Consider the following 26178-nt stretch of genomic DNA (forward strand, 5'->3'; position numbering starts at 1 on the left):
CGCTTGGCTACGTTGAGTGACGGATCACATTCGTTGTGCTGCTCAGGGGGAAGCCACTCGCGCGGGTGGTGGAGTTATCCACAACGGCCTGGTTATCCACGGATTACCACCAAGATCATCAAGTTACGGCGACTCGCGAGACTCTGGCGGCAAATGCCGCGCCGGAGATGTGTGCGGTGCATGTGCCCGATACCGACGGGACGGGCCGGAGCGAGCGAGGGGGACGCCGAGGTGGCCGAATCATTCAACGGTGAAACAAAACGAGCGCGTGACGGGCGGGTGCCCGGGCGGGCATCCGCATGGCCGCGCGGAAAGGACGATCCGGGCGGCGGCCCGCTCATCGTCACCGAGGACGCGGCCCTGTTGGACGACCTGCTGCGCCTGTGCGCCGCGGCGGGTGCGGAACCGGAGGTCGCCTTCGGGGTCCCGCCAGCGCCGGGCAGCTGGGAGGGGGCGCCGCTGGTGCTGGTCGGCGCCGCGGACACCCGCCGCGTACCCGGCACGGCACGCCGCCGCCGGGGCGTGCTCCTGGTCGGACGGGATCTGGACGATCCGGACGTGTGGCGCCGCGCCGTGGAGGTCGGCGCCGAGCACGTCGCCTTCCTGCCCGACGCCGAGACCTGGCTGGTCGACCGGATCGCCGACGTGGCGGAGGGCGCCGTCGACCCGGCCCTGACGATCGGCGTCGTGGGCGGCCGCGGCGGCGCGGGGGCCAGCACCCTGGCCTGCGCGATGGCCGTCACGGCCGCCCGCTCCGGGCGCCGCACGCTGCTCGTCGACGCCGATCCGCTCGGCGGCGGGCTGGACGTACTGCTCGGGGCCGAACGGGTGGGCGGGCTGCGCTGGCCCGACCTCGCCGAGTCGCGGGGCCGGGTCAACAGCGGGGCGCTGGAGGAGTCGCTGCCCCGCACGCACGCCCTGAGCGTCCTCAGCTGGGACCGTGGCGACACCGTCGTCATCCCGCCGCAGGCCATGCGGTCGGTGATGGGCGCCGCCCGGCGGCGCGGCGGGGTGGTCGTCGTCGACCTGCCGCGCCGCATGGACGAGGCGGTGGCCGAGGCGCTCGCCCAGATCGACGTCGGGCTGCTGGTCGTCCCCGCCGAGCTGCGCGCGGTCGCGGCCGCCGGCCGGGTCGCGTCCCGGATGGCCATGGTGCTGCGGGACCTGCGTGTGGTCGCCCGCGGCCCCTTCGGCTCGGGGCTCACCGACGAGGCGCTCGCCGAACTGGTCGGGCTCCCGCTCGCCGGTGAGCTGCCGACGGAGCCCGGCCTGCCCGCCGCCCTGGACGGCGGCGAGGCACCGGGCGGCAGCGGCCGGGGCCCACTGGCCGGGTTCTGCTCGGCCTTCCTCGCGGCGGCGCTGCCCGGCGGGAGCGTGGCCGCATGAGCGCCGACGTCATGACGCCCGCCCTGCTCGACGCCGTGCGGCTGCGGCTGGCCGCCTCCGGTGACGAGCCCACCCCGGCCGGCGTGGCCGCCGCGCTGCGGGCACAGGGCCGGCTGCTGGGCGACACCGAAGTGCTCGACGTGGTGGCCGCCCTGCGCTCGGAGATGGTCGGCGCCGGGCCCCTGGAGGGGCTGCTCGCCGAACCGGACGTCACCGATGTGCTGGTGAACGGGCCGGACGAGGTATGGGCCGACCGGGGCGCCGGACTGGAGCGCACCGAAGTGCGGTTCGCGGACGCGGCGGCCGTGCGCAGGCTCGCCCAGCGGCTCGCCTCCGCGGCCGGACGGCGGCTGGACGACGCCCGGCCCTGGGTCGACGCCCGGCTGCCGGACGGCACCCGGCTGCACGCGGTGCTGCCACCGGTGGTGGTCGGCGCCCCGTGCCTGTCCCTGCGGGTCGTCCGCACCCGGGCCTTCGCCCTGGACGAACTGGTGGCCGCGGGCAGCATGGACGGCGGCACGGCCGCCCTCCTGCGGGCGGTGCTGGACGCCCGCCTGTCGTACCTGGTCTCCGGCGGCACGGGCTCCGGCAAGACCACGCTGCTGAGCTGCCTGCTCGGCCTCGTCCCGCCGGGCGAGCGCATCGTCCTCGCCGAGGACTCCGCCGAGCTGCGGCCGCGCCATCCGCACGTCGTCCGGCTGGAGACCCGGCCCGCCAACCAGGAGGGCGCCGGGCTGGTCACCTTGCGGGACCTCGTACGGCAGGCGCTGCGCATGCGGCCGGACCGGCTGGTGGTCGGCGAGGTGCGCGGGCCCGAGGTCCTGGATCTGCTGGGCGCCCTCAACACCGGCCACGAGGGCGGCTGCGGGACGGTCCACGCCAATGCCGCGGGTGATGTGCCCGCCCGGCTGGAGGCGCTGGGCGCCGTGGCGGGCTTGGACCGGGCCGCGCTGCACAGCCAGTTGGCGGCCGCCCTGTCGGTGGTGGTGCATCTGGTGCGGGACCGCTCGGGGCAGCGGCGGGTCGCCGAGATCCACGTCCTGGAGCGCGGGCCGGACGGGATCGTCGGCACGGTGCCGGCCCTGTGCGGTGGTGAACGCGGCCCGGGATGGGGCCGGTTGGCCGCACTCTGCGCAAGGGGGCGGTCATGAGCGCCGCGGTGCTCCTCGCCACCCTGTGCGCGGGCACCGCCGCCTGGGTGGCGTGTGCGGGGGGCGAAGTCCTGCGTAGGGCAAGGACGTTGCTCAGTGGCGCCTCTGGGGCCCGCGGGATGGCCGGCGGGCTCCTGGGGCCGGGCGGCCTCGAAACCCGCCTCAGCGGGCTGCTGGAGCCGTTCCGGGTGCGGTACGGCTGGCGCCTCGGCCGCGAAGTGCTGTTCCTGCCGGGCGGGTTGGTCGCGGGACTGGCCGCCGGGTCGGCGCTGCCGGTCCTGCTCGGGGCGGCCGCGGTGCCGTTCGCCGGGCGGTGGATGCGCGGGCGGGAGCGGCGCGCCACAGCGGAACGGCGGGCCCTGGCGGTGGGCGCGCTGTGCGCGGCGGTCGCCGGCGATCTGCGGGCAGGACTTGCACCGCCCGCCGCACTGGCCGGTGCGCTGGGCCGCGAGGGCTGGCCGGAGCACCCCGGACTGTCGGACGCGGCGCTGCCGTTGCTGGCGGCCGCCCGTTTCGGCGGTGACGTGCCCGCGGCGCTGCGGTCGGCCGCCCGGCTGGAGGGCGCCGAGGGGCTCTCCGGTGTCGCCGCCTGCTGGCAGGTGGCGGTGGACGGCGGCGCGGGGCTCGCCGACGGCCTGGACCGGATCGCGGCCGCCCTGCGTGCCGAACGCGACCAGCGGGAGGACCTGAGGGCCCAGCTGGCGGCACCCCGCTCCACCGTCGCGCTGCTGGCCCTGCTGCCCGTCTTCGGGCTGGTCCTGGGCGCCGGTCTGGGTGCCGATCCGGTGGGCATCCTGCTGCGCACACCCGCGGGGCTGGGCTGCCTGGCCGCCGGCGGGCTTCTGGAGTGGGCCGGGCTCGCCTGGGCCGCGCGCATCGTCCGGACCGCGGAGGGCGGGTCATGAGCGGCGACGCCGTCCACAGGCTGGGGATCGTCGTGGCCGTCGCTGCCACCGCCCTGTGCGTCGCGGGCGCCCTCGCCGCCACCCGGAGGGAGCGCGCCGCGCGGCGCAGGCTGCGGTTGCTCCTGGGCACGGCACCGCCGGCCCGGCGCGGCCGCGGATGGCCGGGCACGGCCTCCGCCCGGGAGTGGGCGGCGGTCGCCGGGGTCGTCCTGGGTGCGTTCGCCCTGGTCGGCGGAGTCCCCGGCGCGGTGGCCGGGCTCGGCGCCGCGTACGCGCTGCGCCGACGGCAGCGGCGGCCCCGGCCCGCCGGGCCCGCGGACCAGGCCCGGGCCGCGCGGCAGCTGCCACTGGCGGCGGATCTGATGGCCGCCTGTGTCGCGGCCGGAGCCGGGCCCCGCGAGGCGGCCGAGGCCGTCGGGCCGTCGCTGGGAGGGCCGCTCGGCGAGGCGCTCACCCGCGCCGCCGCCGAGCTCCGCCTGGGTGGCGACCCCGTGCAGTGCTGGGGCCGGCTGGACCGGCTCGGCTGCCGGGAGCTCGCCCGGTGCATGGAGCGCGCCACCACGACGGGAGTGCCGCCGGTCGAGGAGATCGCGCGGCTCGCCGCCGGCTGCCGCGCCGAGCACGCCCGTTTCGGGGCGGCGCGGGCCCGCCGCGCCGGAGTGCTGATCACCGCCCCGCTGGGGCTGTGCTTCCTGCCGGCCTTCCTCCTCGTGGGGGTCGCGCCGGTGGTGATGGGACTGGCGGGGGCGATCCTCGCCGGCACGACGATCTGAAGGGGGATCCCATGCGAGTCATGCGTTGTCTGAGGAAGCTGAGCCGCCGGTGCCGCACCGGCGAGGGCGGGATGACCACGGCCGAGTACGCCGTGGGCACGCTGGCGGCCTGCGGTTTCGCGGCCGTGCTCTACAAGGTGGTCACCTCGGGCGCGGTCAGCTCCGCGCTCAGCGGGCTCATCAAGCGGGCCCTCGATGTGGCGTTCTGAGCGCCGCCGTGACGCCGGCTATGTCACGGCGGAGGCGGCGGTGGTCATCCCGTCGCTGGTGTTCCTCACGGCGCTGCTGCTGTGGGGGCTGGCCGCGGCGGCCGCGCAGATCCGCTGCGTCGACGCCGCACGGGCCGGAGCCCGTGCGGCGGCTCGCGAGGAGCCGGACGGCGCGGTGCTGCGGGCGGCCCGCACGGCGGCTCCCGCCGGGGCCGCCGTCTCGGTCCGCCGGGGCGGAGACCTGGTCCGGGTCACGGTCGAGGCCCGCTCCCTGTCCCTCACCCTCCACGGTGAGGCGGTCGCCGCCGTGGAGGGAACGGGGGAGGGGCCGTGAGCCGCCGGCGAGCGAGCGACCGGGGCTCCGCGACGGTCTGGACGGCCCTCCTGGGAGCGCTGCTGGCGCTGGCCGCCTGCGCCGTGCTGGCCTTCGGCGCCGCCGTCGCGGCACGGCACCGCGCGGGGGCCGCCGCGGACCTCGCGGCGCTCGCCGCTGCGGACCACGCCCTGCGCGGAGGCGCGGAAGCCTGCGCCGTGGCCGGACGGGTGGCGGCCGCCCAGCACGCCCGGCTGGTCCGCTGTGCCGTCAGCGGTGAGATCGCCGACGTCACGGCCGCGGTCGGGCCCGCCCGGGTCCGCTCCCGGGCCGGGCCTCAGGACTCCGGATCCGGGGCGGGCGCCGGTACGGCGGGGACGGGCTCCGACGGGCCCTCCGTCGCGAGGAGCACGTCGAGCAGGCGTACCGCGGCCTGCTTGTCCAGCGGGTCGTTGCCGTTGCCGCACTTGGGCGACTGCACGCAGGAGGGGCAGCCGAACTCGCACTCGCAGGAGGCGATCGCCTCGCGGGTGGCGGTGAGCCAGCTGCGGGCGGTGCGGAAGGCCCGCTCCGCGAAGCCGGCGCCACCGGGATGGCCGTCGTACACGAAGACGGTCGGCAGTCCGGTGTCCTGGTGGAGCGGCACGGAGACCCCGCCGATGTCCCAGCGGTCGCAGGTGGCGAAGAGCGGGAGGAGGCCGATGGAGGCGTGCTCGGCGGCGTGGAGGGCGCCGGGCAGCTCCTCGGGGTGGATATCCGCCGCGTCGAGCTGATCGTCGGTGACCGTCCACCACACGGCACGGGTGCGCAGGGTGCGGGGCGGCAGGTCCAGCTTGGTCTCGCCCAGCACCTCGTTGGTGATCAGCCGTCGACGGAGGAAGGAGACGACCTGATGGGTGACCTCGACGGAGCCGAAGTGGAGGCGGGCCTCGCCCCACTCCTCCACCAGGTCCTCGTCGAGGACGGAGATCGCCGTGGTGTCGCGGGCCATCGTCGAGTACGGCGGGTCGGCCCGCTCCACCAGCGCGACGGAGTCCTCCAGGTCCAGGTGCCGGACGAGATAGGTGCGGCCCTGGTGCAGGTGGACCGCGCCCTCGTGGACGGTGGTGTGCGCGGCGCCCGCGTCGACGGTGCCGAGCAGGCGCCCGGTCCCCGCCTCGACGACCTGGACGGGCTTGCCGCCCTCGCCGCGGATGTCGGTGAGGTCGGCGGCCCGCTCCCGCCGCGTCCAGTACCAGCCGCCGGTGCGGCGCCGCAGCAGTCCGCGGCGCTCCAGCTGGGGCAGCAGCGCGGCGGTCTCGGGCCCGAAGAGCTCCAGGTCCTCCTCGCCCAGCGGCAGCTCTGCCGCGGCGGCGCACAGGTGCGGGGCGAGGACGTAGGGGTTGTCCGGGTCCAGCACGGTCGACTCGACCGGGCGGCGGAAGAGCGCGTCCGGGTGGTGCACGAGGTAGGTGTCCAGCGGGTCGTCGCGGGCGATCAGCACCGCCAGCGCCCCCTGACCCGAGCGTCCCGCACGACCTGCCTGCTGCCACAGGGAGGCCCTCGTGCCCGGGTACCCGGCCAGGAGCACGGCGTCGAGCCCGGAGACGTCCACACCCAGCTCCAGGGCCGTCGTGGAGGCCAGTCCGAGGAGCCGCCCGGTGTGCAGGTCCCGCTCGATGGCCCGGCGCTCCTGGGGCAGGTAACCGCCCCGGTAGGCGGCGACCCGGCGGGTCAGCCGGCGGTCGATCTCGGCGAGGCGTTCCTGGGCGATGACGGCGATCAGCTCGGCGGCCCGCCGGGAGCGCACGAAGGCGACCGTGCGGGTGCCGTCGAGCACCAGGTCCGTCAGCAGGTCGGCGGCCTCGGCGGTGGCCGTGCGGCGCACCGGGGCGCCGTGCTCCCCGCTGAGCTCGGTGAGCGGGGGCTCCCACAGGGCGAAGGCGACCTCGCCGCGCGGTGAGGCGTCCTCGGTGACCTCGGCGACGGGCACGCCCGTCAGCCGGGTGGCCGTGGCGCCGGGGTCGGCGGCGGTCGCGGAGGCGAGGAGGAAGACGGGATCCGCCCCGTAGCGGGCGCAGACACGCCGCAGCCTGCGTATGACCTGGGCGACGTGCGAGCCGAAGACGCCCCGGTAGGTGTGGCACTCGTCGATCACGACGTAGCGCAGCTGCCGGAGGAAGGAGGACCACCGGGAATGGCCCGGGAGGACACCCAGATGGAGCATGTCGGGGTTGGTGAGCACGTAGGTCGCGTACTGGCGGACCCACTCGCGCTCCTCGAACGGCGTGTCGCCGTCGTAGACCGCCGCGCGCACCGCCTTGCCCAGCGGGGCGGCGAGTTCGGCCACGGCACGCCGCTGGTCGGCCGCCAGGGCCTTGGTGGGCGCCAGGTAGAGCGCGGTGGCGCCCCGGCCGTTCGGCGCCTCGGAGCCCTCCACGAGGGCGCTGAGGACCGGCACGAGGTACGCCAGGGACTTGCCGGAGGCCGTCCCCGTGGCGACCACCGCGGAGGTGCCGGCGAGGGCGTGGGCGGCCACCTGTGCCTGGTGCTCCCACGGCCGCTCGATGCCGGACGCGCGGACCGCGTCGATCACCTCCGGGCGGATCTGATCAGGCCAATCGGCATGGCGACCCGCCCGTGGGGGCAAGTGCTCCGTATGGGTGATGCGCGCGGCCCTGCCCGCCCCCGTGGCAAGCCGCTCCAGGAGGGCGACGGGGGAGGTGCGGCCGTGCGCCGACTGCGGAAGATGATCCTGAGCCATCGGCACTCAGTGTGTCACTGGCATGACGGACAATCGCCGTAAGGCGTCGTGCATGCCCGCTGGTAAGTGATTGAATGCCATCGCGGCTGCCGATCCATGGGGGGCGACCGCTCGATGCAAGGTGCTGGAGGATCCGTGGACCTGTCCCTGTCGACTCGAACCGTCGGCGACCGTACGGTCGTCGAGGTCGGCGGCGAGATTGATGTGTACACCGCACCCAAGCTGCGCGAGCAGCTGGTGGAACTCGTGAACGACGGTAGCTACCACCTGGTCGTGGACATGGAAGGCGTGGACTTCCTGGACTCGACGGGGCTGGGCGTGCTGGTCGGCGGGCTCAAGCGGGTTCGCGCGCATGAAGGCTCGCTGCGCCTGGTGTGCAACCAGGAGCGCATTCTCAAGATTTTCCGTATCACCGGCCTGACCAAGGTGTTCCCCATCCACACCTCGGTCGACGAGGCCGTCGCGGCGACCGACTGACGTTCGGCGCCGGACCGAGGGGCTCCGGGCGACGCCGACGCCCGGGCCCCTGTGTTGCCCGCCCACAGGCACGAGGGGGAGGCCATGCCCACCGTAGAACTGCTCTTCAGTGCACTGCCGGAGCACGTCCGCACCGCACGACTGGTGGCGGCTGCGGTAGCCCGCAGGGCAGGGGTGGACGAGGCTGTCCTCGACGAGGTCCGGCTCGCCGTCGGTGAGGCGTGCAGCCGGGCCGTCGGGCTGTACCGCAGCAGTGGTGCGGACCGTCCGGTGCGGGTGGTGCTGACCGAGGAGGAGAAGAAGTTCTCCATCGAGGTCGGCGAGAAGTCCCCCGAGGCGGACGAACGCCCCGCCGACGCCGCCAGTGTGCCCTCGGCGCGTGGTGACAGCCCCGCCGAGCACTCCGAGCCGCTTCCCGACGGCTCGCCCTCCTCGTCCGACTCCTCCGAGGCGGAGGACGAGGGCCAGATGGGTCTGGCCGTCATCAGCGGCCTCGTCGACGACGTCGAGGTCTTCTCGGGAGAGTACGGCGATGTCATCCGGATGAGCTGGCCGCTGAACCCGGCCGCGCTCTCCTAGCCGCCCAGCCCCCCTTCACGCACTCCTGCCGAGCTGCCTGCGCGCTTCTGCCGCAGGTCGTCTCGGCGTGCGCGGATTCACCCGGTGGTTGATCCACTTACACGGTGACTGTTCACCTTTTCCGGTGATATCTGCGGGCGATCTCCTTTGCTATATCCCCGGCGGCGGCGAATTTCGTTTCCTGCGCCCTGTTTTGATCTAGTTCGGCTCCCTACAATCCGTCCATCTTTGCTCAGCTCACAAGCCTGAGCGTCGTGGCTGCTATGTCGCCGGAGCCGCGCGCCCACGTGCCAAACGTCAAGGAGGACGAATGGCGGGGCCACTTACCCCTCACCTGCAGGACATCGCCCAACCGCTTGCCGCATCACCCGTACTGACCGACGGCAACCGCAATCTCGTGCTCGTCATCGTGGTGGTGGCACTGGCCGCCCTGGTGCTCGCCGTGGTGCTGGTACGTCAAGTGCTCAGTGCCGACGAGGGCACCGACAGCATGAAGAAGATCGCGGCTGCCGTGCAGGAAGGTGCAAACGCCTACCTCGCACGGCAGTTCCGCACTCTGGGAGTCTTCGCGGTCGTCGCGTTCTTCCTGCTCATGCTGCTGCCCGCGGACACCACGTCGCAGCGCATCGGCCGAAGCGTGTTCTTCCTGGTGGGCGCCGGCTTCTCGGCGGTCACCGGCTACATCGGCATGTGGCTGGCGGTGCGCAGCAACGTCCGCGTGGCCGCAGCCGCACGAGCCGCGACCCCGGCGCCGGGTGAACCCCCGGCGGACCTGACGACCGTCTCGCACCGCGCGATGAAGATCGCCTTCCGCACCGGCGGCGTGGTCGGCATGTTCACCGTGGGCCTGGGGCTGCTGGGCGCCTCCGTCGTCGTGCTGGTCTACAAGGCCGACGCGCCCAAGGTGCTGGAGGGCTTCGGCTTCGGCGCCGCGCTGCTGGCCATGTTCATGCGTGTCGGCGGCGGCATCTTCACCAAGGCCGCGGACGTCGGTGCCGACCTGGTCGGCAAGGTCGAGAAGGGCATCCCGGAGGACGACCCGCGCAACGCCGCCACCATCGCGGACAACGTCGGCGACAACGTCGGCGACTGCGCCGGCATGGCGGCCGACCTGTTCGAGTCGTACGCCGTCACCCTGGTGGCCGCGCTCATCCTCGGCAAGGTCGCCTTCGGCGACTCCGGCCTGGCCTTCCCGCTGCTGATCCCTGCGATCGGCGTGCTCACCGCCATGGTCGGCATCTTCGCGGTGGCCCCCCGCCGCAAGGACCGCAGCGGCATGACCGCCATCAACCGCGGCTTCTTCATCTCCGCGGTGATCTCGCTGGCGATGGTGGCCGTCGCGGCGTTCGCGTACCTGCCCTCGACGTACGCGGAGCTGGCCAACGTGCCCGGCGACATCGCCTCACACGGCGGTGACCCGCGCATCCTCGCGCTGGTCGCGGTCGCCATCGGCATCGTGCTGGCGGCGCTCATCCAGCAGCTCACCGGGTACTTCACCGAGACCAGCCGGCGCCCGGTGCGGGACATCGGCAAGACGTCGCTGACCGGGCCCGCCACCGTCGTCCTGTCCGGCATCTCCGTCGGCCTGGAGTCCGCGGTGTACTCGGCCGTCCTCATCGGCCTCTCGGTGTACGGCGCCTTCCTGCTCGGCGGTGCCTCGATCTGGCTCGCCCTGTTCGCCGTGGCGCTGGCCGGCACCGGTCTGCTCACCACCGTCGGCGTGATCGTGGCCATGGACACCTTCGGCCCGGTCTCCGACAACGCCCAGGGCATCGCCGAGATGTCCGGCGACGTCCACGGCGAGGGCGCCCAGGTGCTCACCGACCTCGACGCGGTCGGCAACACCACCAAGGCGATCACCAAGGGCATCGCCATCGCGACCGCCGTGCTCGCGGCGACCGCGCTGTTCGGGTCCTTCAAGGAGGCCGTCGACACCGCGGTGCGGGAGGCGAACATCTCCGCCGCCGACCTCAGGTGGCTGGACCTGGACATCTCCCAGCCGAACAACCTGTTCGGCCTGCTGCTCGGCGCGGCCGTCGTCTTCCTCTTCTCCGGACTGGCCATCAACGCCGTCTCCCGGTCGGCGGGTGCGGTGGTCTTCGAGGTGCGCCGGCAGTTCCGCGAGCACCCCGGGATCATGGACTACACCGAGAAGCCCGAGTACGGGCGCGTCGTGGACATCTGCACCAAGGACGCGCTGCGCGAGCTGGCCACCCCCGGTCTGCTCGCCGTGCTCGCCCCCATCGCCGTCGGCTTCTCCCTCGGCATCGGAGCGCTGGGCTCCTACCTCGCCGGAGCCATCGGCGCGGGCACGCTCATGGCGGTCTTCCTCGCCAACTCCGGTGGTGCCTGGGACAACGCCAAGAAGCTCGTCGAGGACGGTCATTACGGCGGCAAGGGCAGCGAGGCCCACGCCGCGACCGTCATCGGCGACACCGTGGGCGACCCGTTCAAGGACACCGCGGGCCCGGCCATCAACCCGCTGCTGAAGGTCATGAACCTGGTGGCGCTGCTGGTCGCCCCTGCGGTGGTCCAGTTCTCCTACGGCGACGAGGCCAACCTCGGCGTGCGGATCGGCGTCGCCGCGGTGTCCCTGGTGGTCATCGTGGGTGCCGTCTACATCTCCAAGCGTCGCGGCATCGCGGTCGGGGACGACGAGGGCGCCGACGCCGGCCACGACGACACCGAGACCACGAAGCGATCAGCCGACCCGAACGCGACGGCCACGGTCTGACGTAGTGAGAGCTCATCTCGGTACGGCGGCGGGCGTCATCCTCCGGGGTGGCGCCCGCCGCCTGCGGGCACGTCAGATGCATCACCCTCTTCTTGGTTCATAAGGGGCAATAGTGGGCGCATCGAGTGGAAGCGATGTGGCCCGCGGACAGGAGCCGTGTAGGTTCCGGGGCCGTGAACACCAAACTCGCGGCTGCGCTGTCCGTCACGGCTGTGATCCTCGCGACGGGGTCGCTGTCGGGATGCGGCGACGGCGGTAACGAAAAGCTCGACGCCTGGGCGAAGACGGTCTGTGACCAGGCGTCCGCCCAGGTCAAGAAGATCAACGACGCGAACACCCACATCAGCAACACCCCGAGCAACGCCAAGCCGCAGGACGTCCGGAGTGCCGACTCCACGGCGTTCGGGCAGATCTCGGAGGCCTACAAGGCGCTCGCCGGGATCGTCGGCAAGGCCGGCGACCCGCCGGTCGACGACGGCACCAAGCTCAAGCAGGACGCGGTCAACGACCTCAACTCGCTGTCCACCGCCTACGCGAACCTGCGCAAGCAGGTCGACGCGCTGCCCGTCTCCGACCAGGCGAAGTTCGCCGACGGGCTGAAGGGCGTCTCCGACAACCTGGCCAAGGTCAGCAAGAGCGGCGAGCAGGCGCTCGACACGCTGCGCCAGGGCGAGGTGGGCCGGGCCATGGCGAAGCAGCCCGGCTGCCAGGACTCCGGCGCGAAGCCCTCGAAGTCCTGACCGTTCGAGGGCGGGTGGGGCCCGCCGGGCGCCCCGTCGCGGGTGACAATGGCAGCGTGAGTACGCAGCCGCCCCCGCAGCCCCTGCCCGCCCCCGACCGCGCCGACCGCCTCCGCGACGCGCTGCGCGCCGCGGCCTTCACGGCCGACGGCTGCCTCGACCTGCTCGGGGCGACCGCCTACGCCGCGCTCTCGCGGGCGGAGACCGTACCCGCCCTGCGCGCCACCCGCGGCGGCAGCCCGCTGGAGAGCCTGGTGCGGCTCTTCCTGCTGCAGCAGCCAGTCCCGTACGCCCGGCTGCGCGACGTGCTGCCCCTCGACGCGGCCCTCGAGGACGGCTGGCTCGTCCGGGACGGCGACGAGGTGCGCGCCACCGTGGACGTCCGCCCCTACGGGGGCGACGGCGGCGAGGACTGGTACATCGTCTCCGACCTCGGCTGCGCGGTGGGCGGCGCCAACGGCATCCGCACGACGCCCGGCGTGGACCGCGCGGACCTGGTGCTCGGCGTCGGCGGTGCGTCGACCACGCTCGCCGGGATCACCGTCCGCACGCCCGTGGCCCGGGCGCTGGACCTCGGCAGCGGCTCCGGCGTCCAGGCGCTGCACGCCTCCCGGCACGCCACCCGGGTCACCGCGACCGACCTCAACCCCCGCGCCCTGCACTTCACGCGGCTCACCCTCGCCCTGTCGGGCGCGCCCGAGCCGGACGTCCGGCAGGGCAGCCTCTTCGAGCCGGTCGGCGACGAGCGCTACGACCTGATCGTGTCCAACCCGCCGTTCGTCATCTCCCCGGGCAGCCGCTTCACCTACCGCGACGGCGGCATGGCCGGCGACGACCTGTGCCGGACCGTCGTCCGGCAGGCCGCCGACCACCTCACCGAGGGCGGGCACCTGCAACTGCTCGCCAACTGGGAGCACGCCGAGGGCGAGGACTGGCGCGACCGTGTCGGCGCCTGGGTACCCGCGGGCTGCGACGCGTGGATCGTGCAGCGCGAGGTGCAGGACGTCACGCAGTACGCGGAGCTGTGGCTGCGCGACGGCGGTGACCACCTGGCCGGGCCCGAGGCGTACGCCGCCCGCTACGACGCGTGGCTGGACGCCTTCGAGCAGCGCAAGACCAAGGCCGTGGGCTTCGGCTGGATCACCGTGCGCAGGAGCGGCTCCGACCGTCCCGTCGTCACCGCCGAGGAGTGGCCGCACCCGGTCGAGCAGCCGCTCGGGCCGCACATCGCGGCCTGGTTCGGCCGCCAGGACTTCCTGCGGGCCCACGACGACGCGGCGCTGCTCGACGAGCGCTTCAGGCTGGCGGACGAGGTGGTGCAGGAGCAGGTGGGCCTGCCAGGCGCCGAGGACCCGGAGCACGTCGTCCTGCGGGCGAACCGCGGCATGCGGCGCGCGACGAGGGTGGACACGGTCGGCGCGGGCTTCGCGGGCGTCTGCGACGGGACGCTGACGGCCGGTCGGATCCTGGACGCCATTGCCCAGTTGCTGGGCGAGGACCCGGTGGTGCTGCGGGACCGTACGCCGGAAGCGATCCGGCTGCTGGTGGAACAGGGCTTCATCGAGCCGGTGTGAGCGGGAACGCGGCGGCCCGCCTCCGCAGCGGAGAGCGGAGGCGGGCCGCCGGGGTGCGTCGCGGGGATCAGCCCTGCAGGACGCGGCCCTTGGAGTCCGTGCGGTCCTTGCTGGTGAAGAAGAGGATCGCGTCGATCAGGGCCCAGAAGCCGAGGCCACCGCAGGTCAGGAGCTGGGCGATGGCCATGCCGGTGTGGCCGGTGTAGAAGCGCCCGATGCCCAGACCGCCCAGGAAGAGCTGCAGAAGACCAGCGGTGATCTTCGACTTGTCGGACAGCGGACGGCCGGCCGCGTCGTAGCCGTGCGGGGCGTCAGTGGTGGGCGTGGCCATGAAGGTCGCTCCTTGCGCGAATGGGGACGAACAGGCAGGAGCGCACGCTTCTTCAGGATCCGGCCCCCCGCCTCGGATGGCCACATATTTACATCAGATGATTGACATCCGTCCCGATGATGAACAGCCGTCACGGAACTGTGATCACCGCGTTGTCAAACCGCGTTGCGTACGACGGCCCAGGCCACGGCGATCCCCAGGACCGCCATCTGCGCACGTCGTCCGAGCGTGGGGCGGTAGGAACGGCCGCGCAGCCCCTCCGTCACCCACCGCGCGTACAGATAAAGGGGAAAGGGGCTCGCCAGGAGCAGCAGCGCGTTGTCGTGGAAGGCGGCCGACAGGTCGCCGTGCATCAGGTCGTAGACCATGCGGGTCGCGCCGCAGGCGGGACAGAGCAGCCCCGTCAGGAAGTTGAAGGGGCATCGGGGCAGCCAGTGCCCCTCCTGGTGCGGGTCGGTGCCCCACAGGTAGGCGGCGCCCGCCGCGCCCGCGACGAGCGACGCCACGGGGGCCGTGGCCGGTCGTCCGGCCACGGCCCTGAGGCGGTTCCAGGTCACGGAGGTCATCATCCTCAGCTGCGCAGGATCCGGCCCTGGGAGTCGGTGCGGTCGTTGCTCGTCAGGAAGAGGATGCCGTCGATCAGCGCCCAGATGCCGAAGCCGCCGCAGGTGAGGAGCTGCGCGATGCCGATGCCGATGTCGCCCACGTAGAAGCGCCCGATGCCCAGGCCGCCCACCAGCAGCTGCAGCACGCCGGCCACGACCTTGGACTTGTCCGACAGCGGGCGGCCGTACATGTCGTAGCCGTACGGGGCGTTGGGGTCGCCGGTGTAGGCGCCCTGCGGGTATCCCTGCTGGGGGTAACCCTGCTGCGGGTAGCCGTAGCCGGGCTGCTGGCCGTAGCCGCCGGGGCCGGGCGGGGGCTGTTGCGGGTAGCCGTAACCGTCCGGCGCGGGCTGGCCGTACGGGTTGTTCGGATCGGACATCGCGGGACTCCCCCTGAGAGAACGTTCGGTGTATCCGGACATCTTGTCAGGCAAGTCAAGGCGGTCAGGGGCGAGGAGGGCGGCATGGGGGAAGGGGGGACGGCGAGCGGGGAGGGGCCACGGCCGGGCCCGGTGGAACCGGGCGGGAGCGAAAGGATCCGGCCACGCCGTTTCGGACGGAGTTCACCGTGGGTTCTTCCGGTCGTCGCCCCGGCGTGCCACTCTCCGTGGCTGCGGGGGCGTCGGTCGTGGGGCACGAGAGGGACCTGGGGGACATGTACATGGAAACCGTGCCAGGGATCTTCGCCGGGACGGTGTTCGCGGTATTCGGGGCAGCCCTCCTGGCCTGGACCGTCACCCGGTCGCTGCGGCACCTGCCGGTGGTCCAGGGAGGGGGCCCGGCGTCCGCCGCAGTGGCAGGTTTCTTCGGGGTTGTTTCGCTTCTTGTCGGGGTCTGGCTGTTCCTGATCCTCTGAGCTGGGCAAATCGGACATGGACGGCAGTCCGTGCGGCAGACAGGACGGTTGTCGGGTTACCGTTCGAGTGGCGTTGCGGACTTTTCCCGTTTGACACGGGACCGGGATGTACGGTCACACTCCGCAGCGAGACCACCTTCGACCCGGAGAGAAGAGCGAAGTTGTCCCCGACCCGCGAGACCGCACAGGGCAGCGGCCGCCGACTCGTGATCGTCGAGTCGCCTGCCAAGGCGAAGACGATCAAGGGCTACCTCGGCCCCGGCTATGTCGTCGAGGCCAGCGTCGGGCACATCCGCGACCTCCCGAACGGGGCCGCCGAAGTGCCGGCGGAGTACAAGGGCCAGCCGTGGGCGCGGCTCGGCGTCAACGTCGACAGCGAGTTCCAGCCGATCTACGTCGTCAACGCGGACAAGAAGGCCCAGGTCAAGAAGCTGAAGGACCTGCTCAAGGAGTCCGACGAGCTCCTGCTCGCCACCGATGAGGACCGCGAGGGCGAGGCCATCGCCTGGCACCTGCAGGAGGTCCTCAAGCCCAAGGTCCCGGTCCGCCGGATGGTCTTCCACGAGATCACCAAGGACGCCATCCAGGAAGCCGTCCGCAACCCGCGCGAGCTGAACCAGCCCCTCGTCGACGCCCAGGAGACCCGCCGCATCCTCGACCGCCTCTACGGCTACGAGGTCTCGCCGGTCCTGTGGAAGAAGGTCATGCCGCGCCTGTCGGCCGGCCGTGTCCAGTCCGTCGCCACCCGGCTCGTCGTCCAGCGCGAGCGTGAGCGCATCGCCTTCCGCTCCGCCGAGTACTGGGACCTGTCCGGGACCTTCGCCACCGGCCGGGCCGGTGACGCCACCGACCCGGGCACCTTCGGCGCCAAGCTCAGCGCCGTCGACGGCAAGCGGGTCGCGCAGGGTCGTGACTTCGGCGCGAACGGGCAGCTCAGGGACGGTGCCAACGTCCTCCACCTGGACGAGGCCGCCGCCCGCGCGCTCGCCGCCGCCCTGGAGGGCGCCGCCTTCTCGGTCCGTTCGGTCGAGTCCAAGCCGTACCGCCGCTCGCCGTACGCGCCCTTCCGCACCACGACCCTGCAGCAGGAGGCCAGCCGCAAGCTCGGCTTCGGCGCCAAGGCCACCATGCAGGTCGCCCAGAAGCTGTACGAGAACGGCTTCATCACCTACATGCGTACGGACTCCACCACGCTGTCGGAGACCGCGATCACCGCCGCCCGGGCCCAGGTCACCCAGCTCTACGGCGCCGACTACCTGCCGGACAAGCCCCGCGTCTACGCGGGCAAGGTCAAGAACGCCCAGGAGGCGCACGAGGCGATCCGCCCCTCGGGTGATCGTTTCCGCACCCCGGCCGAGACCGGCCTGACCGGCGACCAGTACCGCCTGTACGAGCTGATCTGGATGCGCACCGTCGCCTCCCAGATGAAGGACGCGGTCGGCCAGTCCGTCACCGTCAAGGTCGGCGGTCGCGCCGCCGACGGCCGGGACGCCGAGTTCTCCGCCTCCGGCAAGATCATCACCTTCCACGGCTTCATGAAGGCCTACGTCGAGGGCGCCGACGACCCCAACGCCGAGCTCGACAGCAGCGAGCGCCGGCTGCCTGCCGTCACCGAGGGCGACGCCCTCACCGCGCGGGACGTCACCGCCGACGGCCACGCCACCAAGCCGCCCGCCCGCTACACCGAGGCCTCGCTGGTCAAGGAGCTGGAAGAGCGCGAGATCGGACGTCCGTCGACGTACGCCTCGATCATCGGCACCATCCTCGACCGCGGCTACGTCTTCAAGAAGGGCACGGCCCTGGTGCCGTCCTTCCTCTCCTTCGCCGTCGTCGGCCTGCTGGAGAAGCACTTCGGCCGGCTCGTCGACTACGACTTCACCGCGCGGATGGAGGACGACCTCGACCGCATCGCCCGCGGCGAGGCACAGGCGGTGCCGTGGCTGCGCCGCTTCTACTTCGGCGAGGGCGACACCCCCGTCGGCGGTGCCGCGGACGCGGGCAACGGCGACGGCGACCACCTCGGCGGCCTGAAGGAACTCGTCGAGGACCTCGGCGCCATCGACGCCCGCGAGGTCTCCTCGTTCCCCGTCGGCAACGGCATCGTGCTGCGCGTCGGCCGCTACGGCCCGTACGTGGAGAAGGCCGCCGAGACCGAGGGCGAGACCGGGCAGCGTGCCGACGTACCCGACGACATGCCGCCGGACGAGCTGACCGTCGAGCTCGCCGAGGAGCTGCTGGCCAAGCCCAGCGGCGACTTCGAGCTGGGCGCCGACCCGGAGACCGGCCGCCAGATCGTGGCCAAGGACGGCCGCTACGGGCCGTACGTCACCGAGATCCTGCCCGAGGGCACCCCGAAGACCGGCAAGAACGCGGTCAAACCGCGCACCGCCTCCCTCTTCAAGACGATGTCCCTCGACACGGTGACGCTGGAGGACGCGCTCAAGCTGATGTCGCTGCCGCGCGTCGTCGGCGCCGACGCCGAGGGCGTCGAGATCACCGCGCAGAACGGCCGCTACGGCCCGTACCTGAAGAAGGGCACCGACTCGCGCTCCCTGGAGACCGAGGACCAGCTCTTCACGATCACCCTCGACCAGGCCCTGGCGATCTACGCCCAGCCGAAGGTGCGCGGCCGCGCGGCGGCCAAGCCCCCGCTGAAGGAACTGGGCACCGACCCGGTCAGCGAGCGCCCCGTCGTCGTCAAGGACGGCCGCTTCGGCCCGTACGTCACCGACGGCGAGACCAACGCCACACTGCGCCGTGACGACGACGTCGAGACGATCACGCCCGAGCGCGGCTACGAGCTGCTCGCCGAGAAGCGGGCCAAGGCCCCCGCCAAGAAGACGGTGAAGAAGACGGCGGCCAAGAAGGCCCCGGCGAAGAAGGCGACCGCGACAAAGACGGCGGCGAAGAAGACGGCCGCCAAGACCACCGCGGCGAAGAAGACCGCGGCGGCCAAGACGACCGCCAAGAAGACCGCCGCCAAGGCCACGACCACGGCGAAGAAGGCCGCCTCCGCGGCCGCCGAGCCCGCCGAGTAGTCCCCGCGGGGGCCGCACGGCGGGTGCGGTCCCGGCAGGCGCCCTCCGGGACGGCACCGTGTCCCGATAGGCTGGCGGAATGACGCGATCCGAGCAGCCAACGGACACGTTCGCCGACGAGCTCGAGGCCGACTCGCGGCAACGCGCCGTGGGTGCCCTGCTGAAGATCCCTCCCCTGCGCAAGCTGTGGGGCGCTCAGCTGACCGGCACCGTCGGCGACCGGCTCGCCCTGCTGGTCCTGGTCGTCCTGACGGCGCAGGCCGCCGTCGGCGCCCAGGCCTTCGGCGGCGGATACCGCGGCGCGGCCTTCGCGGTCGCGGCCGTCTTCGGGGCGCGGGTCCTCGCCGCCCTGCTCTTCGGCGCCGTACTGCTCGGCCCGCTGGGCTCCCTCACCGGGCCCGGCGGCGTGCTGGACCGCCGGTGGACGATGATCGGCTCCGACGTCGTACGCCTCGCCCTGCTGATCGTCGCCCCGCTGTGGATCGACTGGGTGCCGGCCGACGCCGTCGCCTGGCTGCTGGTCACCGTCTTCGTCACCGGGGTGGCCGAGCGGCTGTGGACCGTCGCCAAGGACGGCGCCGCCCCCGGGCTGCTGCCCGCGTCCGCGCCCGGCGCAGGAACGGTACGTCCGCTGCCCGACCGCCTCGACGCGCTGCGCCGCCTCGACCAGCGCACCGGCTTCGTCGCCTTCCCGATCGCCGCCGCGGGCCTCGTCGTCGTCACGCTCGTCGGCAACCTGATCGGCCTCGGCGTCGACTGGTTCGGCCTGCACCAGGCCGCGCTCGCCTCCTACGTCGCCGCCGGGCTGTTCGCCGCCTCCGGCGCCGTCCTGTACCTGCTGGAGCTGCCGGGCGACCAGGCGACCCCGCTCCGCTCCCCGCTGCAGGGCCTGCGCAGCAACGACCGCGGGCGCACCGGCGCCGTACCGCTGCTCGTGCTCGGCACCACCAGCGTCGCCGGTGCCATCGCCGCCGCCGTGGCGCTGGCCGTGCTGCACGCCGCCGACCTCGGCGGGGGCCCGGTCGGCTACGGGCTCCTGGTGCTGGCGCTCACCGCGGGCCCCGTACTCGGCATCCGGATCGCCCCGCACACCTTCCCGGGACTGTCCAGGCGCCGCCTGCTCGCCATCGCCATCGCCGTCACCGGTCTGGCCCTGCTGCTGACCGGCATCGTGCCAGACCCGACGACGGTGCTGCTGCTGGCGCTGCTCGCCGGCACCGCGGCCGGGATCACCGCCAACACCGGGCACGTCCTCATCGACCAGGAGACCGAGGAGTCCCGCCGGGCCCGCGCCACCGACCACCTGCACGCGGTCGCGCGCCTGCTCATGGCGGTCGGCGCCGTCGGCGCCCCCCTGCTGGCCGGGGGCATCGGCCCGCACCGCGTCGTCAACGGGCACTTCACCTTCGACCACGGCGGCGCCGCCTACGCCCTCATGCTGATCGGCGCCCTGCTGCTGCCCGTCGCCGCGCTCGTCCTCGGCAAGACCGACGACCGCCAGGGCGTCCCCCTGCGCCGCGACCTGCGCGAGGCGCTGCGCGGCGGCGACCCCGAGCAGGCGCCCGCCCCCACCGGCTTCTTCATCGCCGTCGAGGGCGGCGACGGGGCCGGCAAGTCCACCCAGGTCGAAGCCCTCGCCGAGTGGATCCGCGGCAAGGGCCACGAGGTCGTCGTCACCCGCGAGCCGGGCGCCACGGCGGTCGGCAAGCGGCTCCGCTCGATCCTGCTCGACGTCTCCAGCGGCGGGCTCTCCCACCGCGCCGAAGCCCTGCTGTACGCCGCCGACCGCGCCGAGCACGTCGACACCGTCGTACGCCCCGCGCTGGAGCGCGGCGCGGTCGTCATCTCCGACCGCTACATCGACTCCTCCGTCGCCTACCAGGGCGCCGGGCGCGACCTCGCGCCGACCGAGATCGCCCGCATCTCGCGCTGGGCGACGGACGGTCTCGTCCCGCACCTGACCGTCCTGCTCGACGTCACGCCCGAGGCGGCCCGCGAACGCTTCACCGAGGCGCCCGACCGGCTCGAGTCCGAGCCCGCGGAGTTCCACGACCGCGTGCGCTCCGGCTTCCTCACGCTCGCCGCGGCCGACCCCGCGCGCTACCTGGTCGTCGACGCGGCCCAGGAGCCGGAGGCCGTCACGACGGTGATACGGCACCGTCTCGACGAGATCCTCCCCCTGTCGGAGAAGGAGGTCGAGGCCCGCGAGGAGGCCCGCCGCCAGGCCGAGGAGGACGCCCGCAGGCGCGTCGAGGAGGAGGCCGCCCGCAAGGCCGAGGAGGAGCGGCTCGAACGCGAGCGCCAGGCCCAGCTGGAGAAGCTGCGCGCGGAGGAGGAGGAACGCCGCCGCCGCGCGGAGGAGGCCGCCCGCCTCGAGGCCGAGGAGGCCGCCGCGGAGGAGGCCCGCCGCCAGGCCGAGGAGGCCCGCAGGCAGGCGGAGGAGGAGCGCGCCCGCCGCGAGGCCGAGGAGCGCGTCCGCCGCGAGGAGCAGGAACGCCTGCGCCGCCAGGCCGAGGAGGAGGCCCGTCTCCGCGCCGAGGCCGAGGAACGCCGCCTGGAGCGCCAGCGCAAGGCCGAGGAGGCCCTGATGCGGGCCGAGCAGGCCCGCGTCGAGGCGGAGGACACGACGAAGACCGTGGAGACCCCGCGGCCGCCGGCCCCCTCGGCCGGGGCGGCCGGGGACGCGGAGACCGCCGTGCTGCGCGCGGTGCCGGTCGATGACGCGACGGCGGTCCTGCCGCCGGTCAAGCCGGCCTTCCCGGACTTCACGAAGACCGCCGAGACGCCGCGGCCGCCGCGGCCCGCCGCGCCCACCGAGCCCACCGACGCGGAGGAGACGGCCGTTCTGCCCCCGGTCACTCCCGGCGCTGCGGACGACACGGCCGTCCTGCCGCCCGTCCCCTCCGCGGACCGTGTGCCGCCCGGCATCTTCCGGCCCGAGGAGGCGGCTGCGGCGCCGCGTGACCCGGAGAACGAGCGCACGCGCGAGATGCCGTCCGTCCCCGCGGAGGGGCGCCGCCCCCGCCCCCGCCCTTCATGGGCCGAGGAGACCCCCCTCGACGACCTCCCCTCCCTCGCGGACGAGCTCCTCGGCCCGCGCGACGAGGACGACGACCGGAACTAAGCCCTCCGGGGGGCACCGTTCCGCATGCGGTGCCCCTTGCGGCCGGGTGTGCGGGTGCGGCGCCGTTGTGGTTGCGGTTGTGGTTTCTCCCCCGCCCTCCCGCCCTCCCCCCAGCCTTCGGCCGGGGGGACCCCCATGGGGGCATCCCGCCACACCCCCTCCTGCCGGCTTGGGCGGCTAACGGCCGGACGGGGTTCAGAGAGCGGTCCGGGGTTGCCGCAGGTGCCTTAGACGCCCCCCACCGGCCGTCATGCGCCCCGACACACGGGAGGGGGTGTGGCGGGGTGCGCCCGGAAGCGACGAGCGGCGGACCCGGTGCCGAATACTGCAGGGCCAAACCGCGAGCGCTGTGGGGGTCCCCCCGGCCGAAGGCTGGGGGAGTGCGCCGGCGCGGCCCCGACTCCGGCACATGGTGCGCAGGCCCGCACTGACCGCGCCGGGCAATCGGGAGGGCGGGCGGGGGGATGCCCGCCGCAGGCGCCACGCACCGACACACGAACGACGGGCCGTACCGCGAACCCCGGTCCGCGAAGCGCAACGCACCCGCATGGGGAAACGGCTTCGCCTCGCAGAGCCCGCACCGTAAGAATGGCCCCGTGCGGTACCTGATCCTCGGCGCCACGGAGGCGCGCAGCCCCACCGGCGCGCCCGTGCCGCTGGGCAGCGGCAAGCGGCTGCGGGCCCTGCTCGCCGCACTCGCGCTGCACGCCCCGCACGCGGTGTCCACGGACGCCCTGATCGCCGAGGTGTGGGGCGGCGAGGGCGACGAGCCGCCCCAGGACGCTCCCGGCGCACTGCAGGCGCTCGTGTCGAGGCTGCGCCGCGCCCTCGGGTCCCAGGACAACACGATCGCCTCGGGCCCCGCCGGCTACCGCCTGGTCACGGCCACCCCGGACGACGTCGACCTCCACCTCTTCGAGCGCCTGGCACACGAAGGCAGTGCCGCCCTCGACGCCGGTGACCCCGACGCCGCCGCGGAGACCCTGGAGGCCGCGCTCGCGCTGTGGCGCGGCCCCGCCCTGGCGGACCTGCCCGACCGGGGTTCCGCCGCCGCCCGGGCGGAGGACCTGCGGCTGACCGCGACGTACCGCCGCATCGAGGCGTGCCTGGTGCTCGGCCGCGCCGGTGAACTGCTGCCGCAGCTGCGCGGGCTGGTCGCCGAGCACCCGCTGCACGAGCCGTTCCGGGCGCAGTTGATACGGGCGCTGCGCGCGACGGGCCGCTCCGCCGACGCCCTGGCCGCGTACGAGGACACCCGCCTGGCCCTCGCCGACCGCCTCGGCACCGACCCGGGCGCCGAACTCAAGACCCTGCACGCCCAGTTGCTGTCGGCCGAACCGCAAGCGCCGGCCCCGACGGCCACTGCCGCCCCCGCCCCCGCCGCCCCGCCCCGCACCGGAAACCTGCGGGCCCGCCTCACCAGCTTCGTCGGCCGCGAGGCCGAACTGGGCGTGCTGCGTGCGAGCCTGACCGACGGCAGGCACCGCCTGGTGACGCTGACCGGCCCCGGGGGCTCGGGCAAGACGCGGTTGTCGCAGGAGGCCGCGGCCGCGGTGGCCGGGGCCTCCGCGTACCCGGACGGGGTGTGGCTGGCGGAGTTCGCCCCGCTGGACCGCCCCGCCGCCGTGCCGGACGCGGTGCTGAGCGCGATCGGACGCCGTGACACGGCCGTGCTGGCCGCCGCCCGAGAGGTGCGCAGCGCGGGCCAGGAGGCCGACCCGGCCGCCCGGCTCCTGGAGCACTGCGCGCAGCGCCGCATGCTGCTGGTGCTCGACAACTGCGAGCACGTCATCGACGCCGCGGCCGCCCTCACCGACCAGTTGCTCGCCGCCTGCCCCGGTGTGACCGTGCTCGCCACGAGCCGCGAGCCGCTGGGCCTACAGGGCGAGACGGTGCGCCCGGTCGAGCCGCTGCCGTTGCCGACCGCGCACCGGTTGTTCGTGGAGCGCGCGGCGGCCGTGCGTCCCGGGTTCGACGCGGACCTCGACCACACGGCGGCGGTGGACGAGATCTGCCGCCGCCTGGACGGGCTGCCCCTGGCCATCGAGCTGGCCGCCGCGCGGCTGCGGGTGCTCACCCCGCGGCAGATCGCGGCCCGCCTCGACGACCGTTTCCGGCTGCTGACCGGCGGCAGCCGCACCGCGCTGCCCCGCCAGCAGACGCTGCGCGCGGTCGTCGACTGGAGCTGGGACCTGCTCGGCGAGGCGGAACGCACGACGCTGCGCCGGCTGAGCGTCTTCGCCGGCGGCTGCACGCTGCAGGCGGCGGAGGCCGTGTGCGGGGAGGAGGCGCTGGAGCTGGTCGGCCAGCTCGTGGACAAGTCCCTGGTCGTCGTCGACCACGGCGCGGAGGAGGTGCGCTACCGGCTGCTGGAGACGATCCACGAGTACGCCGCCGAGCGCGCCGCCGGTGATCCCGCCGACCTGGCGGAGGCGGCCCGCCGCCACACCGCGTACTTCGCGGACTTCGCCCGCACCGCGGACTCCGGCCTGCGCGGCCCCGATCAGTTGGTCTGGGCGGCCCGTGTGGAGGCGGACCTGGACAACGTACGGGCCGTGCTGCGCCGGACGATCGACGCGGGGGACGAGGCCGAGGGGATCGAACTGGCCCTGGCCATGGGCTGGTTCTGGTGGCTGCGCAACTTCCGCGACGAGGCGCGGGAGTGGCTCGTCCGGCTCATCGGGCTTGCCGAACTCCCCGACGATCCCGGCGCCCCGGGCTTCTGGTCGCGCATGAACCTGCGGCTGCTCCACCTCTTCGTGGTCAGCGACACCATCCCGCGCGAGGAGATGCAGAGCCGGGAGATGCTGGCGCTGGCCTCGCGGATCGTCGAGGTGTACAGCGTGCCGGGCCCGCACTCGGCGCGCTTCCCCGGCATGCTGTGGCCGTTCTGCGACTACGTCGTGGGCCGCCACGAGGCGATCCGGGGGCACGCGGACACGATGGTGGCCACCTGCCGCGCGTACGGCGGCGCGTGGGAACTGGCGGCGGCGCTGATGTTCCGTACGCACATCACGATCGACCTCCCCGGCGGGCTCCCCCGGGCCGACGCGGACTGGCCGGAGCTGCTGGAACTCAGCGAGCGGCTCGGGGACCGCTGGATGCGCGCCCAGGTCTGCGAGGCCGGTGCCGAGATGGCGCTGGCGTACGGCGACTACGCGGCGGCGCGGGCGGACCTGGAGGAGGCCCTGCGGCTCGGCGGTGAACTGGGCGCGCACGTCGAGGGCATCTTCGTCCGTTCCCGCATGGGTGAGGTGGCCCACCGCGAGGGCGACGACGCCCGCGCCGAGGAGCTGCTGCGCCAGGCGGCCGAGGAGGCCGAGCAGTACGGGGTGTGGGACGCCCGCGCCTACATCCGAGCGCTGCTGGCGACGATCGTGCTGCGCCGGGGCGAGCTCCGGGAGGCCCGGGAGCTGGTCGACCTCGCGCACAGCGAGGGCCGTCTGGGCACGCCCCCACCGGACTTCGAGCTGCTCGTGGCGAGCCTTTCGGCCCGGGTGGCCGCCGCCGAGGGCGACACGGCGGGTGCCCTGGCCGGGCTCGCGGAGGCACTGCGCGCGGGACTCGACGGCTTCTGCGCCGAACCGCGTCTGGCGGCGGTGGCCGAGTACGCCGCCGAGGTGCTGGTGGCCGTCGGCGATCCCGTACGGGCCGCCCGGCTGCACGGTGCGGCCGACGGCCTGCGCGCGGACCTGCCGCGCCCGGTCCCGGAGGAGGAGGGGGTGCGCGCGGTGGAGGCGGCGGCCCGTGCGGCCCTGGGGGACGAGCCGTACGAGCGGGCCCGCACCGCAGGCCACGGGCTGGGCGGCGAGGGCGCCTACGCGCTGCTGGCCGAGGTGATCGCTTAGGGGAATGGCCGGGGACGGGCTCTTCGTTGCAGGCTTGAGGATTCAACTGACGGTTTTGGTGACGGAGAGAGCATGAAGGTCGAGATCTACAGCGACATCGCCTGTCCCTGGTGCTACGTCGGCAAGCGCCGCTTCGAGCGGGCGCTGGCCGCCTTCCCGCAGGCCGACCAGGTCGAGGTGGTCTACCGCCCCTTCCAGCTCGCCCCCGACAAGTCCGACACCCCCGAGCCCCACCGTGCCTACCTCGACGAGCGCTACGGCCCGCAGTCCGCGGCGATGGACGCCCGAGTGGCGGAGCTCGGCCGCGCCGAGGGCCTCGCCTTCGACTTCGACCGCGCCATCGAGAACAACACGCTGCTCGCCCACCGCCTGCTCTGGCACGCCCTGGACGCGTACGGCGCCAAGGAGCAGGCCGCGCTCAAGGACCGGCTGCTCGTGGCGCACTTCGCCGAGGGCGCCGACGTCGGCGACCGCGGCACCCTGGCCGCGCTCGCCGCCGAGGCCGGGCTGGACCGCGACCGCGCGGCCGCCTTCCTCGCCTCCGACGAGGGCCTCGCGGAGGTGCTGGCCGAGATCGACGACGCCCGCAGCATCGGTGTGAACGCCGTCCCGACCTTCGTCTTCGAGGGCAAGTGGGCCGTCCAGGGCGGCCAGGAGACCTCGACCTTCCTGCGCGTGCTGGAGCAGGTCGCCCAGGAGACCGGCACGGTACCCGCCGCCCCCGCGGCGGACGCCTGCGCCGACGGAGCGTGCGAGGTCCCCGCCGGCTGAACCGGCGGGGAGCGGCGGCAC

At 74.0% G+C, this 26178-nt stretch carries 20 protein-coding genes and 1 pseudogene; 17 read left to right on the forward strand and 4 right to left on the reverse strand.

What is annotated here, in order from left to right; all coding sequences use genetic code 11:
• The first annotated feature begins 279 nt into the window (after positions 1 to 279).
• From ssd to ABZ312_RS35375, 7 genes and pseudogenes are all read left to right on the forward strand, one after another.
• On the forward strand, positions 280 to 1386 hold the full coding sequence (ssd, locus tag ABZ312_RS35345) for a septum site-determining protein Ssd (RefSeq protein ID WP_500439498.1): 1107 nt from the start codon (positions 280 to 282) through the stop codon (positions 1384 to 1386).
• Positions 1383 to 2537, forward strand: coding sequence for a TadA family conjugal transfer-associated ATPase (locus ABZ312_RS35350; protein ID WP_500331994.1), 1155 nt, complete (start codon positions 1383 to 1385; stop codon positions 2535 to 2537). Before ssd ends, ABZ312_RS35350 begins: the two co-directional genes overlap by 4 nt.
• On the forward strand, positions 2534 to 3442 hold the full coding sequence (locus ABZ312_RS35355) for a type II secretion system F family protein (protein WP_500439499.1): 909 nt from the start codon (positions 2534 to 2536) through the stop codon (positions 3440 to 3442). Before ABZ312_RS35350 ends, ABZ312_RS35355 begins: the two co-directional genes overlap by 4 nt.
• Complete coding sequence (locus tag ABZ312_RS35360) at positions 3439 to 4215, forward strand: type II secretion system F family protein (protein WP_500358291.1); 777 nt, start codon at positions 3439 to 3441, stop codon at positions 4213 to 4215. Before ABZ312_RS35355 ends, ABZ312_RS35360 begins: the two co-directional genes overlap by 4 nt.
• A 20-nt stretch (positions 4216 to 4235) precedes the next feature.
• Positions 4236 to 4424 carry a DUF4244 domain-containing protein gene (locus ABZ312_RS35365; RefSeq protein ID WP_499513071.1) on the forward strand — a complete coding sequence of 63 codons (189 nt, stop codon included), beginning with the start codon at positions 4236 to 4238 and terminating at the stop codon, positions 4422 to 4424.
• Positions 4411 to 4758, forward strand: a complete 348-nt coding sequence (locus ABZ312_RS35370; protein WP_499513072.1) for a TadE family type IV pilus minor pilin — start codon at positions 4411 to 4413, stop codon at positions 4756 to 4758. Before ABZ312_RS35365 ends, ABZ312_RS35370 begins: the two co-directional genes overlap by 14 nt.
• A pseudogene (locus tag ABZ312_RS35375) lies at positions 4755 to 5039 on the forward strand (Rv3654c family TadE-like protein); the annotation flags it as partial. The gene ABZ312_RS35370 and the pseudogene ABZ312_RS35375, both read left to right, overlap by 4 nt.
• A 35-nt stretch (positions 5040 to 5074) precedes the next feature.
• Here the strand turns inward: ABZ312_RS35375 and ABZ312_RS35380 are convergent.
• Positions 5075 to 7480, reverse strand: a complete 2406-nt coding sequence (locus ABZ312_RS35380; RefSeq protein WP_500332110.1) for a DEAD/DEAH box helicase — start codon at positions 7478 to 7480, stop codon at positions 5075 to 5077.
• Between the two features lie 135 nt (positions 7481 to 7615).
• Here ABZ312_RS35380 and bldG point away from each other — a divergent pair, with 135 nt between their 5' ends.
• The 5 genes from bldG to ABZ312_RS35405 all read left to right on the forward strand — a co-directional run bounded on the left by bldG (position 7616) and on the right by ABZ312_RS35405 (position 13584).
• Entirely contained in the window at positions 7616 to 7957 is a 342-nt protein-coding gene (bldG, locus tag ABZ312_RS35385) for an anti-sigma factor antagonist BldG (RefSeq protein WP_018562186.1), read from the forward strand.
• Between the two features lie 84 nt (positions 7958 to 8041).
• Positions 8042 to 8536 carry an ATP-binding protein gene (locus ABZ312_RS35390; protein WP_499513074.1) on the forward strand — a complete coding sequence of 165 codons (495 nt, stop codon included), beginning with the start codon at positions 8042 to 8044 and terminating at the stop codon, positions 8534 to 8536.
• A 310-nt stretch (positions 8537 to 8846) separates the two neighbouring features.
• Positions 8847 to 11270: a sodium-translocating pyrophosphatase gene (locus ABZ312_RS35395; protein ID WP_500332111.1), complete on the forward strand. Its 2424-nt coding sequence runs from the start codon at positions 8847 to 8849 to the stop codon at positions 11268 to 11270.
• Positions 11271 to 11443: 173 nt separating this feature from the next.
• Positions 11444 to 12010: a small secreted protein gene (locus tag ABZ312_RS35400; protein WP_499513076.1), complete on the forward strand. Its 567-nt coding sequence runs from the start codon at positions 11444 to 11446 to the stop codon at positions 12008 to 12010.
• Between the two features lie 56 nt (positions 12011 to 12066).
• Positions 12067 to 13584, forward strand: a complete 1518-nt coding sequence (locus tag ABZ312_RS35405; RefSeq protein ID WP_500332112.1) for a DUF7059 domain-containing protein — start codon at positions 12067 to 12069, stop codon at positions 13582 to 13584.
• 67 nt (positions 13585 to 13651) lie between these two features.
• Here ABZ312_RS35405 and ABZ312_RS35410 read toward each other — a convergent pair whose 3' ends face one another.
• The 3 genes from ABZ312_RS35410 to ABZ312_RS35420 all read right to left on the reverse strand — a co-directional run bounded on the left by ABZ312_RS35410 (position 13652) and on the right by ABZ312_RS35420 (position 14900).
• Positions 13652 to 13915 carry a TM2 domain-containing protein gene (locus ABZ312_RS35410; protein ID WP_499513078.1) on the reverse strand — a complete coding sequence of 88 codons (264 nt, stop codon included), beginning with the start codon at positions 13913 to 13915 and terminating at the stop codon, positions 13652 to 13654.
• A 155-nt stretch (positions 13916 to 14070) separates the two neighbouring features.
• Positions 14071 to 14481, reverse strand: coding sequence for a DUF2752 domain-containing protein (locus ABZ312_RS35415; RefSeq protein ID WP_499513079.1), 411 nt, complete (start codon positions 14479 to 14481; stop codon positions 14071 to 14073).
• A 5-nt stretch (positions 14482 to 14486) separates the two neighbouring features.
• The gene (locus ABZ312_RS35420) at positions 14487 to 14900 is read right to left on the reverse strand and encodes a TM2 domain-containing protein (RefSeq protein ID WP_500332113.1); all 414 of its coding nucleotides are present in this window, start codon (positions 14898 to 14900) and stop codon (positions 14487 to 14489) included.
• Positions 14901 to 15175: 275 nt separating this feature from the next.
• On the opposite strand from ABZ312_RS35420, the gene ABZ312_RS35425 reads away from it, so the two are divergent.
• The 5 genes from ABZ312_RS35425 (at position 15176) to ABZ312_RS35445 (ending at position 26157) form a co-directional block, all read left to right on the forward strand.
• Positions 15176 to 15376 (forward strand): hypothetical protein, encoded by a 201-nt coding sequence (locus tag ABZ312_RS35425; protein WP_500332114.1) that lies wholly within the window; start codon positions 15176 to 15178, stop codon positions 15374 to 15376.
• Between the two features lie 161 nt (positions 15377 to 15537).
• Positions 15538 to 18414: a type I DNA topoisomerase gene (gene topA, locus ABZ312_RS35430; protein ID WP_500332115.1), complete on the forward strand. Its 2877-nt coding sequence runs from the start codon at positions 15538 to 15540 to the stop codon at positions 18412 to 18414.
• A gap of 79 nt (positions 18415 to 18493) precedes the next feature.
• A complete protein-coding gene (gene tmk, locus ABZ312_RS35435) occupies positions 18494 to 21538 on the forward strand; it encodes a dTMP kinase (protein WP_500439500.1) in 3045 nt (1014 codons plus the stop codon).
• Positions 21539 to 22134: 596 nt separating this feature from the next.
• Positions 22135 to 25386 (forward strand): AfsR/SARP family transcriptional regulator, encoded by a 3252-nt coding sequence (locus ABZ312_RS35440; protein WP_500439501.1) that lies wholly within the window; start codon positions 22135 to 22137, stop codon positions 25384 to 25386.
• Positions 25387 to 25458: 72 nt separating this feature from the next.
• Positions 25459 to 26157 carry a DsbA family oxidoreductase gene (locus ABZ312_RS35445; RefSeq protein WP_500332118.1) on the forward strand — a complete coding sequence of 233 codons (699 nt, stop codon included), beginning with the start codon at positions 25459 to 25461 and terminating at the stop codon, positions 26155 to 26157.
• Positions 26158 to 26178: the final 21 nt, after the last annotated feature.

Origin of the sequence: Streptomyces sp. NPDC006207, from assembly GCF_040613835.1 — a bacterium.
In the GTDB taxonomy this organism is placed as follows: Bacteria; Actinomycetota; Actinomycetes; order Streptomycetales; family Streptomycetaceae; genus Actinacidiphila.

Bases quoted from the DNA above. Each gene is read 5' to 3' on its own strand.
- ABZ312_RS35410 (WP_499513078.1), bottom strand. From the start codon at position 13,915: ATGGCCACGCCCACCACTGACGCCCCGCACGGCTACGACGCGGCCGGC.
- ABZ312_RS35365 (WP_499513071.1), top strand. From the start codon at position 4,236: ATGCGTTGTCTGAGGAAGCTGAGCCGCCGGTGCCGCACCGGCGAGGGC.
- ABZ312_RS35370 (WP_499513072.1), top strand. From the start codon at position 4,411: ATGTGGCGTTCTGAGCGCCGCCGTGACGCCGGCTATGTCACGGCGGAG.
- ABZ312_RS35390 (WP_499513074.1), top strand. From the start codon at position 8,042: ATGCCCACCGTAGAACTGCTCTTCAGTGCACTGCCGGAGCACGTCCGC.
- ABZ312_RS35420 (WP_500332113.1), bottom strand. From the start codon at position 14,900: ATGTCCGATCCGAACAACCCGTACGGCCAGCCCGCGCCGGACGGTTAC.
- ABZ312_RS35395 (WP_500332111.1), top strand. From the start codon at position 8,847: ATGGCGGGGCCACTTACCCCTCACCTGCAGGACATCGCCCAACCGCTT.
- ABZ312_RS35415 (WP_499513079.1), bottom strand. From the start codon at position 14,481: ATGACCTCCGTGACCTGGAACCGCCTCAGGGCCGTGGCCGGACGACCG.
- tmk (WP_500439500.1), top strand. From the start codon at position 18,494: ATGACGCGATCCGAGCAGCCAACGGACACGTTCGCCGACGAGCTCGAG.
- ABZ312_RS35425 (WP_500332114.1), top strand. From the start codon at position 15,176: ATGTACATGGAAACCGTGCCAGGGATCTTCGCCGGGACGGTGTTCGCG.
- ABZ312_RS35380 (WP_500332110.1), bottom strand. From the start codon at position 7,480: ATGGCTCAGGATCATCTTCCGCAGTCGGCGCACGGCCGCACCTCCCCC.
- ABZ312_RS35355 (WP_500439499.1), top strand. From the start codon at position 2,534: ATGAGCGCCGCGGTGCTCCTCGCCACCCTGTGCGCGGGCACCGCCGCC.
- ABZ312_RS35445 (WP_500332118.1), top strand. From the start codon at position 25,459: ATGAAGGTCGAGATCTACAGCGACATCGCCTGTCCCTGGTGCTACGTC.
- ABZ312_RS35360 (WP_500358291.1), top strand. From the start codon at position 3,439: ATGAGCGGCGACGCCGTCCACAGGCTGGGGATCGTCGTGGCCGTCGCT.
- ABZ312_RS35350 (WP_500331994.1), top strand. From the start codon at position 1,383: ATGAGCGCCGACGTCATGACGCCCGCCCTGCTCGACGCCGTGCGGCTG.